Origin of the sequence: Agrobacterium vacciniicorymbosi (assembly GCF_040427045.1) — a bacterium.
In the GTDB taxonomy this organism is placed as follows: Bacteria; Pseudomonadota; Alphaproteobacteria; order Rhizobiales; family Rhizobiaceae; genus Agrobacterium.
Genome location: NZ_JBETMF010000012.1, coordinates 21,316 through 38,245 on the forward strand (window position 1 = coordinate 21,316; position 16,930 = coordinate 38,245).

The 16,930-nt window shown below is 57.5% G+C and carries 15 protein-coding genes; 4 read left to right on the forward strand and 11 right to left on the reverse strand.

The window, feature by feature from the left end; genetic code table 11:
• The first annotated feature begins 1 nt into the window (after position 1).
• Positions 2–901, forward strand: a complete 900-nt coding sequence (iolE, locus tag ABUK73_RS18000; protein ID WP_353578488.1) for a myo-inosose-2 dehydratase — start codon at positions 2–4, stop codon at positions 899–901.
• 15 nt (positions 902–916) lie between these two features.
• Positions 917–1,726 carry a 5-deoxy-glucuronate isomerase gene (iolB, locus tag ABUK73_RS18005; protein ID WP_353578489.1) on the forward strand — a complete coding sequence of 270 codons (810 nt, stop codon included), beginning with the start codon at positions 917–919 and terminating at the stop codon, positions 1,724–1,726.
• A gap of 206 nt (positions 1,727–1,932) precedes the next feature.
• Here iolB and ABUK73_RS18010 read toward each other — a convergent pair whose 3' ends face one another.
• Positions 1,933–2,592 (reverse strand): peroxiredoxin, encoded by a 660-nt coding sequence (locus ABUK73_RS18010; RefSeq protein ID WP_353578490.1) that lies wholly within the window; start codon positions 2,590–2,592, stop codon positions 1,933–1,935.
• Between the two features lie 514 nt (positions 2,593–3,106).
• On the opposite strand from ABUK73_RS18010, the gene ABUK73_RS18015 reads away from it, so the two are divergent.
• A complete protein-coding gene (locus ABUK73_RS18015; RefSeq protein ID WP_353578491.1) occupies positions 3,107–4,924 on the forward strand; it encodes an ABC transporter ATP-binding protein in 1,818 nt (605 codons plus the stop codon).
• Positions 4,925–4,966: 42 nt separating this feature from the next.
• Here the strand turns inward: ABUK73_RS18015 and ABUK73_RS18020 are convergent, their stop codons facing one another.
• From ABUK73_RS18020 to ABUK73_RS18035, 4 genes are all read right to left on the reverse strand, one after another.
• Positions 4,967–5,989, reverse strand: coding sequence for an LLM class flavin-dependent oxidoreductase (locus ABUK73_RS18020; RefSeq protein ID WP_353578492.1), 1,023 nt, complete (start codon positions 5,987–5,989; stop codon positions 4,967–4,969).
• 88 nt (positions 5,990–6,077) lie between these two features.
• Positions 6,078–7,169 (reverse strand): quaternary amine ABC transporter ATP-binding protein, encoded by a 1,092-nt coding sequence (locus ABUK73_RS18025; protein WP_353578493.1) that lies wholly within the window; start codon positions 7,167–7,169, stop codon positions 6,078–6,080.
• Positions 7,162–8,049: an ABC transporter permease gene (locus ABUK73_RS18030; RefSeq protein WP_113087664.1), complete on the reverse strand. Its 888-nt coding sequence runs from the start codon at positions 8,047–8,049 to the stop codon at positions 7,162–7,164. Before ABUK73_RS18030 ends, ABUK73_RS18025 begins: the two co-directional genes overlap by 8 nt.
• 100 nt (positions 8,050–8,149) lie before the next feature.
• Positions 8,150–9,151, reverse strand: coding sequence for an ABC transporter substrate-binding protein (locus ABUK73_RS18035; RefSeq protein ID WP_353578494.1), 1,002 nt, complete (start codon positions 9,149–9,151; stop codon positions 8,150–8,152).
• Positions 9,152–9,534: 383 nt separating this feature from the next.
• On the opposite strand from ABUK73_RS18035, the gene fba reads away from it, so the two are divergent.
• On the forward strand, positions 9,535–10,599 hold the full coding sequence (fba, locus tag ABUK73_RS18040) for a class II fructose-bisphosphate aldolase (protein WP_353578495.1): 1,065 nt from the start codon (positions 9,535–9,537) through the stop codon (positions 10,597–10,599).
• Between the two features lie 312 nt (positions 10,600–10,911).
• On the opposite strand, the gene ABUK73_RS18045 is transcribed toward fba, so the two are convergent.
• The 6 genes from ABUK73_RS18045 to ABUK73_RS18070 form a co-directional block, all read right to left on the reverse strand.
• Positions 10,912–12,633, reverse strand: coding sequence for an ABC transporter substrate-binding protein (locus ABUK73_RS18045; protein WP_353578496.1), 1,722 nt, complete (start codon positions 12,631–12,633; stop codon positions 10,912–10,914).
• A gap of 76 nt (positions 12,634–12,709) precedes the next feature.
• Complete coding sequence (locus tag ABUK73_RS18050; RefSeq protein ID WP_353578497.1) at positions 12,710–12,991, reverse strand: DUF2160 domain-containing protein; 282 nt, start codon at positions 12,989–12,991, stop codon at positions 12,710–12,712.
• Between the two features lie 15 nt (positions 12,992–13,006).
• Positions 13,007–13,825, reverse strand: coding sequence for a carbohydrate ABC transporter permease (locus ABUK73_RS18055; protein WP_062451178.1), 819 nt, complete (start codon positions 13,823–13,825; stop codon positions 13,007–13,009).
• Positions 13,826–13,839: 14 nt separating this feature from the next.
• Positions 13,840–14,706, reverse strand: a complete 867-nt coding sequence (locus ABUK73_RS18060) for a carbohydrate ABC transporter permease (RefSeq protein WP_353578498.1) — start codon at positions 14,704–14,706, stop codon at positions 13,840–13,842.
• Between the two features lie 3 nt (positions 14,707–14,709).
• Positions 14,710–15,780, reverse strand: a complete 1,071-nt coding sequence (locus ABUK73_RS18065) for an ABC transporter ATP-binding protein (protein ID WP_353578499.1) — start codon at positions 15,778–15,780, stop codon at positions 14,710–14,712.
• A gap of 12 nt (positions 15,781–15,792) precedes the next feature.
• Entirely contained in the window at positions 15,793–16,875 is a 1,083-nt protein-coding gene (locus tag ABUK73_RS18070; RefSeq protein ID WP_353578500.1) for an ABC transporter ATP-binding protein, read from the reverse strand.
• Between the last annotated feature and the right edge of the window lie 55 nt (positions 16,876–16,930).

The window sequence follows — 16,930 nt, forward strand, 5'->3', positions numbered from 1 at the left end:
GATGATCCTTTACGGCACCAACCCCATCGCCTGGAGCAATGACGACGATCGCACGCTGGGCGCCCATATCAGCCTCGACCAGTGCCTCGATGAGACATCGAAAATCGGTTTCGACGGCATCGAAAAGGGTCACAAGTTCCCGCAGGAGCCGGATGCGCTCAAAGCGGTGCTGGAGCCGCGTAATCTGCGCTTCGTATCCGGCTGGCATTCGCTGAACCTGTTGACCAACTCCATCGAAGACGAGAAGGCCGCCATGCAGCCGGCGCTCGATCTCCTGAAAGCCATGGGCTCAAAGGTCATCATCGTCTGCGAGACCTCCAATGCGATTCATGGTGACGACGGAAAGCCGGTCAACGACCGTCCCAAACTTGCCGATGCCGACTGGAAAAACTTTGGTGAAGGCGTGGAAGCGCTGGCGGCGTTCGCTGCCGGGCAGGGTATCGCACTCGTCTACCATCACCACATGGGCACCATCATCGAAAGCGAAGACGAAATCGACCGGTTGATGGAAAACACCGGTCCGCATACCAAACTTCTGCTGGACACGGGCCACACGCTGTTTGGCGGTGGTGATCCCGCACGTCTCGCCCGCAAGCACATGGCCCGTGTCGGCCATATCCACGCGAAGAACGTCCGACCCGATATCGCAGCCCAGGTGCGCAGCGAGAAGCTTTCGTTTCTGGAAGGCGTGCGCCGTGGCGTGTTCACCGTTCCCGGCGATACGGACGGCGGCGTCGATTTTCCATCCGTGCTGAAAATCGCTGCCGAACATGATTACAGCGGCTGGCTGGTGATCGAGGCCGAGCAGGACCCGGATGTGCGCAATCCCTTCGAATATCAAAGCCTCGGCCTGAAATCCCTGCGGGACTTCGCCAGGCAAGCCGGGCTGGATAAAGCCTGATCAAAGGAGACGAAGATGGCCAATCTGCTGCGCAAGCCAACCGGGACAACCGGCAAGGTCCACGACATCACGCCACAAAGTGCTGACTGGGGCTATGTCGGTTTCGGTCTCTACCGGCTGAAACCGGGCGAGACCGCTGCCGAGCAAACCGGCGACACGGAAGTCATTCTGGTGCTGGTCGAAGGCAAGGCGGAGGTGTCGTCGGAGGACAAGAACTTCGGCGAACTCGGCGACCGCATGAATGTCTTCGAACGCAAGCCACCGCATTGCGTCTATATTCCCGCCGGTTCCTCATGGTCGGTCAAAGCCACGACCGATTGCACCATTGGTGTCTGCACCGCGCCCGCCAAACCGGGCAGAGAGGCGCAGGTCATCGGCCCGTCAGGCATTTCGCTCAGCGAACGCGGCAAGGGCGCCAACACGCGCTACATCTTCCCCATCGCGATGGAAGACCGCGATGTGGCCGATAGCCTGCTGGTCACGGAAGTCTTCACCCCCTCCGGCCACTGGTCGTCCTACCCGCCCCACCGGCATGATGAGGACAATTTCCCCGACATGACCTATCTGGAAGAGACATACTACCACCGCCTCAACCCCGCCCAGGGCTTCGGTTTTCAGCGGGTGTTTACGGAGGACGGCTCGCTGGATGAAACCATGGCGGTTTCGGATGGTGATGTGGTGCTGGTGCCGAAGGGTCACCACCCCTGCGGTGCGCCTTATGGGTATGAGATGTATTACCTCAATGTGATGGCGGGACCGATGCGCAAGTGGCGGTTCAAGAACCACCCGGATCATGATTGGATTTTTCAGCGGGATAATGGGTGACGTAGCGGGTGGGGCCTACCCCCCTCTGTCCTGCCGGACATCTCCCCCTCAAGGGGGGAGATCGGCAAGGCGCATGCATCTCACTCCATCCGCGACCTTAGAGATGCGCGGGAGGTCTCCACGAGTCGATCTCCCCACCTGAGGGGGAGATGCCCGGCAGGGCAGAGGGGGGTAAGCCCCACCCGGTACATTAAATTAAACCCTTCTCACCCCTGCGGCTGCTTCGTCTTCCTCAAATACGGCAGCACCGTATCGAACGATCCAAACCGCGCAATCGCATCCTCATTCGAAACGGCAGCCGTGATAATCACGTCCTCGCCCTGCTTCCAGTTGGCCGGTGTCGCCACCTGATGCTTTGCCGTTAGCTGGATCGAGTCAATCGTGCGCAGGATTTCATCGAAGTTGCGGCCTGTGGTCATCGGGTAGGTGAGGATCAGCTTGATCTTCTTGTCGGGGCCGATGACGTAGACGGAGCGGACGGTGGCGTTATCGGCAGGCGTACGCCCCTCGGAGCTTTCGCCTGCGTCATCCGGCAGCATGTCGTAGAGCTTGGCGACCTTGAGATCCTTGTCGCCGATCAGTGGGTAGGCAACCTCGAATCCCGTGGCGGTCTGGATGTCCTGTTTCCATTTGGAATGGCTTTCCACTGGATCCACCGAAATGCCGATGACCTTGACATTGCGCTTCCTAAACTCGCCATCCAGACCCGCCATCGCGCCAAGTTCGGTGGTGCAGACCGGCGTGAAGTTCTTCGGGTGGGAAAACAGAACAGCCCAGCTATCGCCGATCCATTCGTGAAAGCTGATCGACCCTTGGGTTGTATCTGCTGTAAAATCCGGGGCGGTCTGGTTGATACGCAACGTCATGGCATGCTCCAAGCATAAGGTTAGAATTTGATTTTCTATCGTCGCGCGCCCAAAGTCGCCGAATAATCATCCAGATTACGCTAGTAGACGAGGAGAAAAATTCTTCTTTTGGCATTTGGTGGCAATGGCTTTGCGATGCCAGTTTTTGGCTTGGAAATATGAGATTTCGCAGCCCCTCCGCACCAGCGCTAGAGCGCCGCCTGTGACATCTCTGCCGCAGCCAGAGGTTTAGTGAATTATCGCGACAAAAACGGGCTTGGCTTTTGAACCGAGTTGCTTATTATATGCGCATCAACGTGAACGAGGGAGGTATTCAATGGCATATTTTTCCAACTCCCCGGTGGCATCGGCCATTCACGGTTGACGCTCTCTTTTTCTGTCGAACAAGAGATTGACGCGTAAAGATCGGTAGGCCGGTCCTCTTCTGATTTTCCCCAAATTATTTCGCGCATCAATTCGGCGCGGATTCCGTTTTTCCTTCTTTTATGGGACCGGCGTCTGCCGGGATGCTTTCATGTCTTTTGGTTTGAAAATGCGCCGTAGTCAGGCGTTTCGCAGCGTTTTTCGCTTTTGTTGGGCGCATTGGCGCCAGCAACCCGGTCGCGTCGGCTTCATGCTGTTCGCGGTTCTGTTTTCCACGCTTGCCGATGTGCTGACGCCCATGTTCGCAGGGCGGCTGGTGGATGCCGTCGTGTCTGGCACGGCGAGCGATCCTGTTGCGTGGAGCAACGCGCTCACAGCATTCTGCTGGCTCATGGGCCTTGCCGTGCTGGCCGTCATTCTGCGCCACGCCACCTTCATGACCATCATCAGCTTCACGCTGCGGTCGATGACGGATATTGCGGCGGATTCGTTTCATCGCATCCAGCGTTTCTCCTCGGATTGGCATGCCAACAGCTTTGCCGGATCGACGGTGCGCAAGGTCACGCGTGGCATGTGGGCGCTCGATCTGCTGAATGACGTGGTATTCGTCGCACTGTTTCCGTCCGTCGTCATGCTCATCGGCTCGACCGTGTTGATGACATGGTACTGGCCAATGATGGGCCTGCTCGTCGGTCTCGGTTCGCTTCTGTTCGTCGTCATTACGGTGTGCATGGCGCTTGGCTATGTTGCGCCTATGGCGAGCCTTGCCAATGCCTGGGATACCAAGCTGGGCGGCTCGCTGGCCGATGCGGTGACCTGTAATGCCGTGGTGAAAGCTTTTGGTGCGGAAGACCGCGAGGACCGTCGCCTGACACGCGTGATGGGCAAATGGCAGGACCGGACACGGCGCACATGGACGCGTGGCACCATCAACGGCACACTTCAGGCAAGTCTGCTCAGCATCCTGCGGGCAGGCGTGGTCGGGCTTGCGCTTTTGCTATGGGCTAGCGGAAAAGCCAATGCGGGCGATATCACTTTCGTTCTAACTGCCTTCTTCATTCTGCAAGGTTATTTGCGTGAAATCGGTATGCATATCCGTAACTTGCAGAAGTCGGTCAACGATATGGAAGAGCTTGTCGCTATCCACTCCCAGCCACTTGGCATCGAAGATGTGTCCGGGGCAAAAGCGCTTGTCATCGATGAGGGCAGAATAGAGTTCGACCGGGTAAGCTTCCATTACGGCAGGCATCTGGCGCCGCTTTACAAGGACTTCTCAGTCATCATCAAGCCGGGTGAGCGGGTGGGACTTGTCGGTCATTCCGGCTCTGGCAAGACCACCTTCATCAAGCTGATCCAGCGTCTGCATGATGTCAGCCACGGCACAATCCGCATCGATGGGCAGGATATTTCGCAGGTGTCGCAGGCGTCCTTGCGCCAACAGATTGCAATCGTGCAGCAGGAGCCAATCCTGTTTCACCGCTCGCTTGCGGAAAATATTGCCTATGCAAGACCGAACGCCACGCAGAGCGAAATCGAGAATGCGGCAAAACTTGCCAGCGCACATGGCTTCATCACGGCTTTGCCCAAGGGTTACGGCACGCTGGTGGGCGAGCGTGGCGTGAAGCTTTCGGGTGGTGAGCGTCAGCGTATCGCCATTGCGCGGGCGTTTCTGGCGGATGCCCCCGTCCTCATTCTCGATGAGGCGACATCCAGTCTGGATTCGGAATCGGAGATGCTGATCCAGAACGCGATGGAGCGGCTGATGCTGGGACGCACCACGCTTGTGGTTGCGCACCGTCTCTCGACCGTCAGGTCTCTGGATCGGCTGCTGGTGTTCGATCACGGCAAAATCGCGGAAGAGGGCACGCATCTCAGCCTCATCCAGAAGAAGGGCGGCATCTATCGCGGTCTCTTCGAGCGGCAGGCTCTGGAACTGACCAAGGGTCTTGTGGTGGATTTTGCCGAATAACGTAAAAGTCCACGGCATCGCTTGATGCCGTGGACCTGATGTTTAGCGCCAGCCGAGTTCCGGCGCGACGTGCTTCAGGATCGATTCCAGCGCGTGGACATTGTAGTCGACGCCCAACTGGTTCGGGATCGTCAACAGCAGCGTATCGGCTTCGGCGATCGCCTCGTCCTTTGCCAGTTCCTTGATCAGCACGTCCGGCTCTGCCGCATAGGAGCGACCGAAGATGGCGCGCGTGTTGGCATCAAGATAACCGATGCTGTCGCTCTCTTTGCTACCGCCGCCGAAATAGGCGCGGTCGCGGTCATCAACCAGCGCAAAAATGCTGCGGCTGACGGAAACGCGCGGCTCGCGGCTGTGACCGGCTTCCTTCCATGCCTGACGGAACGCCCGGATCTGCGCAGCTTGCTGCACATGAAATGGCTCGCCTGTTTCGTCGTCCTTCAGGGTCGAGCTTTGCAGGTTCATGCCCAACTTGCCCGCCCAGATGGCTGTGGCGTTGGAGCCAGCGCCCCACCAGATGCGGTCGCGCAGACCTTCCGAATGCGGCTCCAGACGGAGAAGGCCGGGAGGGTTGGGGAACATCGGATGCGGGTTCGGTTCGGCAAACCCTTCACCTTTGAGCACTTCCAGAAAGACTTCGGTGCTGTTGCGGCCCATATCTGCATCGCTTGCACCGTCTTTCGGCTGATAGCCAAAATAGCGCCAGCCATCGATCACCTGTTCGGGCGAACCGCGGCTAAGGCCCAGTTGCAGGCGACCATTGGAAATGAGGTCGGCAGCGCCAGCATCCTCCGCCATATAGAGCGGGTTTTCGTAGCGCATATCGATAACGCCGGTGCCGATCTCGATCTTTTTCGTTCTGGCACCAACGGCGGCCAGCAGCGGAAAGGGTGAGGCCAACTGGCGGGCAAAGTGGTGGACGCGGAAGTAAGCGCCATCGACGCCGATCTCTTCAGCGGCAACGGACAGCTCGATGGATTGCTGAAGCACGTCCTTGGCGGTGCGCGCTTGCGAATGGGCACCAGGGCTCCAGTGCCCGAAAGACAGAAAACCGATCTTTTTCATGATATTTCACCTGAATTGCGTATGTTTCGTTGCCAAACATATAGTGCGCAATTCAACGAATGTACGGCCAAGATTGTGAACAGTCTGTTCAGGCCTTGGCGCGAACGATGCCTGCGGTGGAGTGAATGCCGCTTTCCCCTTCCGTTACCTGCGCATTGACGATAGCGCTGGCAAGTTGGCGGAAACTGACCATTCCCAAAACCTCTCCGAACGGGCTGGCAACGGCTGCATCGTCCTGACCGCTGATCGACAGCAAACGCATGGCTTCCTCCACGCTGGTTCCCGCCAAAACCTGTGGACCGCTGAGCGGCAAGCCCGGCCTGACCGGCGACATGATGGCCTCCACATTGATGACGCGACCGCGGTTCACTTCCTTGACGAAGTTGGCGATGTAATCATCCGCCGGGCGCAGCACGATGTCCTGACTGGTGCCCTGCTGAATGACCTCGCCATCGCGCAGAATGGCAATCTGGTCGCCCAGACGCAGTGCCTCATCCAGATCATGGGTGATGAAGATGATGGTTTTCCTGATTTCCTTCTGAATATCCAGAAGCACTGTTTGCATGTCGGTGCGGATCAGCGGATCGAGCGCAGAATAGGCCTCGTCCATTAACAGAACCGGGGCATCGTTGGAGAGTGCGCGCGCCAGACCTACGCGCTGCTGCATGCCGCCGGACAGCTGGTTGGGGAAACGCGTTTCAAAGCCTTTCAGCCCGACACGCTCCAGCCAGCGCATGGCGATCTCGACGCTCTGCGCCCGCGCCATGCCCTGCACCTCAAGTCCATAGACAGTGTTATCCAGCACGTTCCGATGCGGCAGCAGCGCGAATTTCTGGAACACCATAGCGGTCTGGTGGCGGCGAAAGGCGCGCAGCTCCGTGGCATTCATCTTCACCACATCCACGCCATCGACCAGCACTTCGCCTGCGGTCGGGTCGATCAGCCGGTTGATGTGGCGGATGAGCGTGGACTTGCCGGAGCCGGAGAGGCCCATGATGACCTGAATGCAACCGGAGGGGATGTCGATATTGATATCCCGCAGGCCCAGAACATGGCCGTATCGTTCATTCAGCTCCGTCTTCGTCAGCCCGTTTCTCACCGCTTCCACATGGGCTTGAGGGTTGCTGCCGAAAATCTTGTAAAGATTGCTGATTTTGATGCCGCCGAAAGCGTCAGCCATGGGCCATCTCCTGATGTTTCTGGAGCCTTTTGCCATAGGCCTGGCTGATACGGTCGAAGATGATGGCAATGCCGACAATGGCTAGGCCATTGAAGATGCCGAGCGTGAAATACTGGTTGGCGATGGCTTTCAGAACCGGCTGGCCAAGCCCCTGCACGCCGATCATCGAGGCAACGACGACCATGGCGAGCGCCATCATGATGGTCTGGTTGATGCCGGCCATGATGGTGGGAAGCGCCAGCGGCAATTGCACCTTGAACAGTTTTTGCCAGCCGGACGAGCCAAACGCATCGGCTGCCTCCAGCACATCGCGGTCCACCAACCGTATGCCGAGATTGGTCAAGCGTATCATCGGTGGAATGGCGTAGATGACGACCGCGATCAACCCCGGCACCCTGCCGATGCCCAGCAGCATCACTACCGGAATGAGATACACGAAACTCGGCATGGTCTGCATGACATCGAGGATGGGATTGATGACCCGCTGCACACGGTTGGAATGTGACATGGCGATTCCGATGGGAATGCCGATGATGATGGATAGCACCGTGCAGACGAAGATCATCGAGATCGTCCGCATCGTATCCGTCCACATGTCGAAATAGCCGATGGCGAGAAGGGTCAGAAGACAGCTGAGAACGATCTTGAGATTGCGGCTGGCAAACCAGGCAATGGCCATAATGATCAGGATGATGATCGGCCAGGGCGTCTGCGTCATGAAGCGCTCTGCGGCGATCAGAAACTGTTGCAGGGGTGAGAAGAAGCCCTCTATCGTGCCGCCCCAGGCACGCGTGAATTCACGAAAGCCGTCATCGATCATCTTTTTCAGATTTCGAAGCGTCTCATCGTTCATGTGCGGAAACGTGTAAAACCAATCCATACAATTCCCCTATGATCGCGGCGACATGCGACTGGTTTTGCCAATCGCATGTCTATTTGCGTGGCTGCCGGACTGCGGGTCCAGGCAGCAGGGAAGGTCGTCAGAGCGAAGCCTTGATCTTTTCCGCAGCGTCGGCAGACACCCACTTGGTCCAGATATCTGGGTTTTCTTTCAGGAAATGCTTGGCGCTGTCTTCACCCGTTGCCTGATTGTCCGTCATCCAGGCCATCAGCTTGTTGACGGTTGCGTTGCTCCAGGACCGCTTGTTGAGATAGTCCATAACGGCGGGACCGGCCTTTTCCGAGAAGGGCTTGGCGACCAGTGTGACGACCTTATCGACCGGCCATGCGTTCGGCTTCGGGTCCGGGCAATCTGCAACTGTGTTGCAACGCTTCCACTCAGCAGGATCAGCGGCAACGCCGGGCTCCAGCTTCACCATTTCATACTTGCCGAGAAGGGCGGTGGGTGACCAGTAGTAGCCGACCCATGGCTGTTTGCGCTCATAAGCCTTTGCGATCGAGCCATCGAGACCAGCGGAAGAACCGCTATCGATGAGGTTGAAGCCAGCTTTCTCAGCGCCGAATGCCTTGTAAAGCTGAGCCGTGACGACGGTGCCGCCCCAGCCCTGCGGGCCGTTGACGATGGCGCCCTTGTCAGGATTTTCGGCATCCGGGAAAAGCTTGGGGTTTTTCAAGAGGTCGCCAATGGTTTTGATATCGGGATGGGCTTCGGCCACATATTTCGGTATCCACCAGCCCTGAATGCCACCATCCGGCAAAGCCGTTGCGGCAACGACAAGTTTGCCTTCATCCACGCCACGCTTGACCACATCTGGCAGCGTATCGGCCCATGCTTCCGGCGCGATATCCGGCTGGCCTTTTTCCACCATGGAGGTGATGGTCGGCACGGTGTCGCCAATGGTGATATCGGCACTGCAACCATAGCCCTCGTTGAGAATGATCTTATCAATGGCAGAGAGCACTTCCGCGCTCTGCCAGTTCATGCTGGCGATGGTGGGGCTACCGCATTCTGCGGCATTCGACGCGGATGCGCCACCCAGCAGACCGAACACCAGACAGGTCGATGCAAGCAGTTTCTTCATATCTGTTCCCTTTATTGGCGGCGCTTATAAGAGGCAAACCTGCCGCGGGGCGTGCCACTGTTCTTGTCTTTTGCAAGGTTGAAGGGATGATGGCGCGAAGCTGGCCCATAACCTACGCAAAATGCGACGGCCATCCGCCAAACCACGACAGGTCACGGTATTTTAATCTTTGCGTAACTTTCCTGCCTTCGCGCCCGAATTCTTGGCAATTCAGAGAAAATCGGGGGCTCGAACGCGCCCGGCACAGCCATTCTTTGCTGATGAATGTCAAAAAAAGCTGGATAGTTGGTTTTCTCGCGGCGATAGTACCAATCTGTCCATCAACGGACGGGATGGTATTGAAATATGCCGTTTTCAAATCAATTCGTTTAGGGGGAAATACCTTGGCTCGAATAACGCTCCGTCAGTTGCTCGATCACGCGGCAGAACACGGCTATGGCGTACCTGCCTTCAACATTAATAATATGGAACAGGCGCTGGCCATTATGGATGCGGCGGATGCCACCAATTCGCCTGTCATCATGCAGGCATCTCGCGGTGCGCGCGCCTATGCCAACGACATCATGCTCAAGCACATGATGGATGCGGTCGTGGAAATCTATCCGCACATTCCCGTCTGCGTTCATCTGGACCACGGGAACGAAGCAGCGAGCTGTATGACCGCCATTCAGGCCGGTTTCACATCCGTCATGATGGATGGTTCGCTGAAAGCCGATGGCAAGACGCCCGGTGACTGGGATTATAATGTCGGCGTCACCCGCCAGGTAACCGACATGGCCCATTACGGCGGCATTTCCGTTGAGGGCGAATTGGGTGTCCTTGGTTCGCTGGAAAGCGGTATGGGCGAGGCTGAAGATGGCCACGGTGCCGAGGGCGTGCTGTCGCACGACCAGTTGCTGACCGACCCGGACGAAGCCGTGAAGTTCGTGCGCGAAACCAAGGTGGATGCGCTGGCCGTTGCCATGGGCACAAGCCACGGCGCGTATAAATTCACTCGCAGGCCGGATGGCAGCGTGCTGGCCATGAATGTCATCGAGGAAATTCATAACAAGCTGCCCAACACACATCTGGTGATGCACGGTTCTTCCACCGTGCCGCAGGATTTGCAGGACATTATCAACGCATATGGCGGCGCGATTAAGCCGACCTGGGGTGTGCCTATCGAGGAAATCCAACGCGGTATCAAAAACGGTGTGCGCAAGATCAACATCGATACTGACTGCCGCATGGCCATCACCGGACAGATCCGCAAGGTTCTGGCGGAAGATCCGGCTGAGTTCGATCTGCGCAAGTATCTGAAGCCTGCCCGCGACGCGATGACCAAGCTCTGTAAGGAACGCTTCGAACTGTTCTGGACTGAGGGGCAGGCATCTAAGATCACGCCTATCCCGCTGCGGGAAATGGCGAAGCGTTATGCGTCAGGTTCGCTGGACCCCGTGATTTCGTAAGCGACTAGAGATGCTTAAGTCTCTCGGTCGTCATGCTCGGGCTTGTCCCGAGCATCTGCTACGGTTCGTAATTCACGACGGTAGCTGACCATAGATGCAGATTGTAAAAACCAAAAAACCGGAGGCGATCAATTCGCCTCCGGCCTTTACGTCTACGGCATAGACTTACGTCGAAGTCTGCTTGACCGTCGGTAGACCCTCGGGACAAGCCCGAGGGTGACGAAAGTTGGGGTACGTTACCCCAGACATAAATGTGGTCCGCCGCATAACCGGGGGCAGCGAGCCGTCCCCGGTCTCCTTTATTCCGCAGAATTACTTCTGCCAGCTTTTGACCAGTTCGTCATAGTTGACGGTCATCGGCTTTTCTTTTTCATCCGCGATCTTCAACTGTGGTGCAAGGTTGCCCTTCGCAACGGCGTCCTGGTTCCAGTATTCGAGATCGTGCTCTTCAGCCAGTTTCGGACCGATTTCGCCCTGAACGCCAGCGCGTTCCAGACGTTGCATGACCTTTTCCTGTTCGGCGCAGAGCGAGTCCATCGCACCCTGTGCTGTCTTGGCACCCGAGGACGCATCACCCACGGCCTGCCACCAGAGCTGTGCCAGCTTTGGATAATCAGGAACGTTGGTGCCGGTTGGAGACCACTGAACGCGGGCAGGTGAACGGTAGAACTCGATCAGGCCGCCGAGATCTTTGGCCCGCTTGGTGAAGCTTTCGTGGTTGATCGAGGATTCACGAATAAGCGTCAGGCCGACATGGCTCTTCTTCACGTCCACGGTCTTCGATGTCACGAATTGCGCGTAAAGCCATGCGGCTTTGGCGCGGTCGTCAGGTGTGGATTTCATCAAAGTCCAGGAACCCACGTCCTGATAGCCGAGCTTCATGCCGTCTTTCCAGTAAACGCCATGCGGCGAGGGGGCCATGCGCCATTTCGGCGTGCCATCCTCGTTGACTACAGGCAGTCCCTTCTTGACTGCATCAGCCGTGAAGGCCGTGTACCAGAAAATCTGCTGCGCCACTTCGCCCTGCGCCGGAACGGGGCCGGATTCGGAGAAGTTCATGCCCTGCGCTGCTGGAGGCGCATAAGCCTTCAACCAGTCGAGGTATTTCTGGATGGCGTAGACCGAAGCAGGGCCGTTGGTGTCACCACCGCGCGCAACGCAAGAGCCGACTGGCTGTGACTTCTCGTTGACCTTGATGCCCCATTCATCGACAGGCAGACCGTTCGGCAGGCCTTTGTCGCCGTTGCCAGCCATGGAAAGCCAGGCATCGGTAAAGCGCCAGCCAAGTGACGGGTCTTTCTTGCCATAGTCCATATGGCCGTAGACCTTCTTGCCGTTGATTTCGCGACCGGTAAAGAAAGCGGCGATGTCTTCATAGGCCGACCAATTGACGGGAACACCCAGCTCATAGCCGTATTTGGCTTTGAAGTCGGCCTTGTTCTTGGCGTCGTTGAACCAGTCATACCGGAACCAGTAGAGGTTGGCGAACTGCTGGTCGGGCAACTGGTAGAGCTTGCCGTCAGGTGCTGTGGTGAACTTGGTGCCAATGAAGTCCTTCAGGTCGAGACCGGGGTTGGTGACATCCTTACCTTCGTTGGCCATCCAGTCCGTCAGGTTGCGGGCCTGCTGGTAACGCCAGTGGGTGCCGATGAGATCGCTGTCGTTGATGTAAGCGTCATAAATGTTTTCGCCCGATTGCATCTGTGTTTGCAGCTTTTCCACCACGTCGCCTTCGCCGATCAGATCGTGCGTCAGCTTGATGCCGGTGATTTCGGTGAAGGCTTTGGCCAGTACCTTGGACTCGTATTCATGCGTCGTCAGCGTTTCAGAGACGACCTTGATGTCCATGCCGGCAAAAGGCTTGGCGGCATCGATGAACCACTGCATTTCTTTTTCCTGATCCGCACGGGTCAGGCTGGAAAGATCACCGATTTCCTTGTCCAGAAAGGTTTTGGCCTCGTTCATACCGGCATTTGCCACGCCTGATATGGCCAGCAGCGCCGCTGCCGTCGTTGTTAAAAGATGCACTCGCATAATCATCCTCCCAGTGTTTACGATTGCTTGCAGATGTATCCGGGCGGTCCTCCCTCCCGGTATTTCAGTCGGCTGTCTAAACGAAGCGAAACACGCCAATCGCATAGACAACCGAAAGAGCCAGTGCCCACCAAAGGCCGGGGCCAACAAAGCCGAGCCATGCCAGGTGGATGAATGCGGAGCCGAGCAGCGACACGAACAGCCGGTCGCCGCGTGTCGTCTCGAAGCGCAAGATGCCGACGCGCGGATTGCCGCCAGGCGAGATATATTCCCAAACCGCCATGCCAATCAGCAGCATTAATATGGTCAGAAAAAACAGCGCCGTCGGCAGCGTCCATGCCATCCAGGAAAAATTCATGCGGCTTCTCCTTCGTTAGACGCGGCCGAGGGCAAAGCCCTTGGCGATGTAGTTTCGGACGAAATAGATGACCAGCGCGCCGGGAATAATGGTCAGCACACCGGCGGCAGCCAGCACGCCCCAATCCATGCCGGATGCGGAGACGGTACGGGTCATGGTGGCGGCAATCGGCTTGGCGGCAGTTGTTGTCAGCGTTCTGGCCAGCAGCAGTTCCACCCATGAGAACATGAAGCAGAAGAAGGCCGCGACACCGATGCCGCTGGCGATGAGTGGCATGAAAATTTTCACGAAAAAGCGCGGGAAGGAATAGCCGTCGATATAGGCGGTTTCATCGATTTCCTTGGGCACGCCGGACATGAAGCCTTCGAGAATCCAGACCGCCAGTGGAACGTTGAACAGGCAGTGGGCAATCGCCACCGCGATGTGGGTGTCGATCAGCCCAAAGGCGGAATAGAGCTGGAAGAAGGGTAGGGCGAAAACGGCAGGCGGTGCCATGCGGTTCGTCAGCAGCCAGAAGAACAGGTGCTTGTCACCGAGGAAGCGGTAGCGCGAGAAAGCATAGGCGGCGGGCAGCGCGGCAGCGACCGAAATCACCGTGTTCATCACCACATAGATGATGGAGTTGATGTAGCCGTTGTACCAGGCCGGGTCGGTAAAGATGATGGTGTAATTGCGCAGCGTCGGGTTTTGCGGCCACAGCGAAAAGGCACCGAGAATCTCGCCATTTTCCTTGAAGCTCATATTCACGAGCCAATAGATCGGCAGCAGCAGGAAGACGATGTAAATCGTCGGGATGAGGAAGGAGAAGCGGGTAATGGATTTGGAATTGCTCATGATGTTCTCCTTTCTCAAGCCTGTTCGTCGCTATTGGTCATGACGGTGTAGAAAATCCAGGACAGCGCGAGGATGATCAGGAAGTAGATGATCGACATCGCCGCTGCCGGACCCAGATCGAACTGTCCCACCGCCATCTTCACAAGGTCGATGGACAGGAAGGTGGTGGAGTTGCCGGGGCCACCGCCTGTGACAACAAAGGGTTCGGTGTAAATCATGAAGCTGTCCATGAAACGCAGAAGAACGGCGATCAGCAGCACGCGCTTCATCTTCGGCAACTGGATGTAACGGAATACCGACCAGCGCGATGCGCCATCGATGCGGGCGGCCTGATAATAGGCGTCCGGGATCGAGACGAGACCGGCGTAGCACAGCAGCACGACAAGGCTCGTCCAGTGCCATACATCCATGATGATGACGGTCGCCCAGGCATCCACCGGATCCTGCGTGTAGTTATAATCGATGCCGATCTTCGAGAGATAATGGCCGAGGAAACCGATATCGACACGCCCGAAGACCTGCCAGATGGTGCCGACCACGTTCCACGGAATGAGAAGCGGCAGCGCCATCAGCACGAGGCAGACCGGCACGCCGAGGCCGGTTTTCGGCATGTTGAGTGCAATGAGAATGCCGAGCGGGATCTGGATGGCCAGAATGACCATCGAGAAAATCAGGTTGCGCATCAGCGCATCCCAGAAGCGGGGCGAGTGCAGCATCTGCACGAACCAGTCGGTACCCGCCCAGAAGAACTGGTTGTTGCCGAACGTGTCCTGAACCGAATAATTGACGACCGTCATCAGCGGAATCACGGCGGAAAATGCGACGAGGATCAGGACCGGGATGACCAGAAACCAAGCCTTGTTATTGACGGTTTTTTCCATGGCTCAGGCTCCCGTGCCAACGCGCCAGCTATCGGCGTAGATGCCGATGGCTTTCGGATCGAAAGTGACGCGGGGTTCAGACGGAATGTCGCCATCTTCAGGCACCACCACGGTCAGCGGATGCCCGGCAAAACTGGCGCGGACGATCTTCTGGCGGCCGATATCCTCGACCTTGCTGATCGTAACCGGCATGCCCTCGCGCCCGAGCGAGATAAATTCCGGGCGAATGCCGAGTTCCGTTTTCGCACCAGTCTCAACATTTGGTGCTGCGTCGAGCAAGACATGCTGATCGCCTATTTTCGCCTGCGCGCCGTCCAGTGACACGGGCATGAAGTTCATGCCGGGCGAGCCGATGAAATAACCGACGAAGGTGTGGCTGGGCCGCTCAAACAGTTCGGCAGGGGTGCCGATCTGCACGATCTGCCCGTCATACATGACGACGACTTTGTCCGCGAAGGTCATGGCTTCGGTCTGGTCATGCGTGACATAGACCATGGTAAAGCCGAACTGTTTGTGCAGCCGCTTCAACTGCGAGCGCAGCACCCACTTCATATGTGGGTCGATGACGGTCAGCGGCTCATCGAAAAGAATGGCGTTCACGTCATTGCGGACCAGCCCGCGCCCAAGCGAAATCTTCTGCTTCTGGTCGGCGGTCAGGCGATGCGCGCGGCGTTTGCCCCATGCGCCGAGGTCGATCATTTCGAGGATTTCGTTGACGCGCCTGTCGACATCGGCCTCCGGCACGCCGCGATTGCGCAAGGGAAAGGCCAGATTGTCGTAGACCGTCATGGTGTCGTAAATGACCGGAAACTGAAACACCTGCGCAATGTTGCGCTGTTCCGTCGGCAGGTTGGTCACGTCCTTGCCATCGAACAGAATGCGGCCATCGGACGGGTTTATGAGGCCGGAGATGATGTTGAGCAAAGTGGTCTTGCCGCAACCGGATGGGCCCAGCAGCGCATAGGCGCCGCCATCGCTCCACTCGTAATTCACTTCCTTCAGGGCATAGTCATTGGCGGCCTTGGCTTTGGCGTTGTAAGCGTGACGGATGTGGTCGAGACTGATGCGTGCCATGGTCTCTTCTCCTCACGCGGCTGCTTGTTGCGGGGTTGCAAGCGAGCGGCCATTCGCATCGAATGCCATCAGATGGCGGGTATCCAGATAGATATCGATCTGCTTGTCCGGCTCGATATCCAGAATGCCGCGCGTCAGCATCACCCAGCGATTGCCGGCAAAATCGACGTGAATGAAGCTTTCTGAACCGGCGATTTCGGAGATCAGCGTCTTTGCGGAAAGTTTGACTGCGCCGCCATGAGTGGGCGTTGGGTAAAGATGGTGCGGGTGGAACGCCACCGTCACCGGCCCATCTGCAATGCCCGAGAGGTGCGCGGGTACGTCGAAAACAGGTTGGCCATTATGCACAAACGAAGGGCCGGAACGGGTGAGGGCGATGATATTGAGTGGCGGGTCAGCAAAGGTCTTTGCCGAGACGAGATCGACAGGGTTTCTGTAGAGATCAATGGTGCTGCCATATTGCGCGATATGCCCCTGATGCATGGTGGCCGTATTGCCACCCAGAAGCAGGGCTTCCGATGGCTCGGTCGTCGCATAAACGAAGATCGCCCCGGATAGAGCGAAAATCTTCGGCAGTTCCTCGCGCAATTCCTCGCGCAGCTTGTAATCGAGGTTGGCGAGAGGCTCGTCCAGCAGCACGAGGCTGGCATTCTTGACGATGGCGCGGGCGAGCGCCGTGCGCTGCTGCTGGCCGCCGGAAAGGTTGAGCGGGGTGCGGTCGAGGTACGGCGTCAGCCGCAGAAGATCGGCCGCGCGCCGCACTTCGCGGTCGATGGTCGCCGCATCCTTTTTGGCGATGCGCATCGGGGAGGCGATGTTTTCGTAGACGGTCAGTGCGGGGTAATTGATGAACTGCTGGTAGACCATGGCAACGCTGCGATCCTGCACGCGCTTGCCGGTGACGTCTGCGCCATCGAACAACAATTGTCCTTCGGTCGGCTTGTCCAGACCGGCCATCAGCCGCATCAGCGATGTTTTTCCAGACAGCGTCGGCCCCAGCAGCACGTTCAACGTGCCTCGCTTGAGGGTCAGATTGGTGGGGTAGATGTGGTAATCACCACCCACCATCTTTGCAATGTTGCGTAATTCCAGCATGCTGTCCCGAGGCCTCCCAACCTGCAAGATATCTGCTTCAATATTTTAAGAGCGC

What these genes read in the sequence shown, in the direction of transcription:
- iolE (WP_353578488.1), top strand. Translation starts at nt 2, where the DNA reads ATGATCCTTTACGGCACCAACCCCATCGCCTGGAGCAATGACGACGAT.
- ABUK73_RS18055 (WP_062451178.1), bottom strand. Translation starts at nt 13,825, where the DNA reads ATGAGCAATTCCAAATCCATTACCCGCTTCTCCTTCCTCATCCCGACG.
- ABUK73_RS18050 (WP_353578497.1), bottom strand. Translation starts at nt 12,991, where the DNA reads ATGAATTTTTCCTGGATGGCATGGACGCTGCCGACGGCGCTGTTTTTT.
- ABUK73_RS18025 (WP_353578493.1), bottom strand. Translation starts at nt 7,169, where the DNA reads ATGGCTGACGCTTTCGGCGGCATCAAAATCAGCAATCTTTACAAGATT.
- iolB (WP_353578489.1), top strand. Translation starts at nt 917, where the DNA reads ATGGCCAATCTGCTGCGCAAGCCAACCGGGACAACCGGCAAGGTCCAC.
- ABUK73_RS18035 (WP_353578494.1), bottom strand. Translation starts at nt 9,151, where the DNA reads ATGAAGAAACTGCTTGCATCGACCTGTCTGGTGTTCGGTCTGCTGGGT.
- ABUK73_RS18065 (WP_353578499.1), bottom strand. Translation starts at nt 15,780, where the DNA reads ATGGCACGCATCAGTCTCGACCACATCCGTCACGCTTACAACGCCAAA.
- ABUK73_RS18010 (WP_353578490.1), bottom strand. Translation starts at nt 2,592, where the DNA reads ATGACGTTGCGTATCAACCAGACCGCCCCGGATTTTACAGCAGATACA.
- ABUK73_RS18030 (WP_113087664.1), bottom strand. Translation starts at nt 8,049, where the DNA reads ATGGATTGGTTTTACACGTTTCCGCACATGAACGATGAGACGCTTCGA.
- ABUK73_RS18070 (WP_353578500.1), bottom strand. Translation starts at nt 16,875, where the DNA reads ATGCTGGAATTACGCAACATTGCAAAGATGGTGGGTGGTGATTACCAC.
- ABUK73_RS18020 (WP_353578492.1), bottom strand. Translation starts at nt 5,989, where the DNA reads ATGAAAAAGATCGGTTTTCTGTCTTTCGGGCACTGGAGCCCTGGTGCC.
- ABUK73_RS18015 (WP_353578491.1), top strand. Translation starts at nt 3,107, where the DNA reads ATGTCTTTTGGTTTGAAAATGCGCCGTAGTCAGGCGTTTCGCAGCGTT.
- ABUK73_RS18045 (WP_353578496.1), bottom strand. Translation starts at nt 12,633, where the DNA reads ATGCGAGTGCATCTTTTAACAACGACGGCAGCGGCGCTGCTGGCCATA.
- ABUK73_RS18060 (WP_353578498.1), bottom strand. Translation starts at nt 14,706, where the DNA reads ATGGAAAAAACCGTCAATAACAAGGCTTGGTTTCTGGTCATCCCGGTC.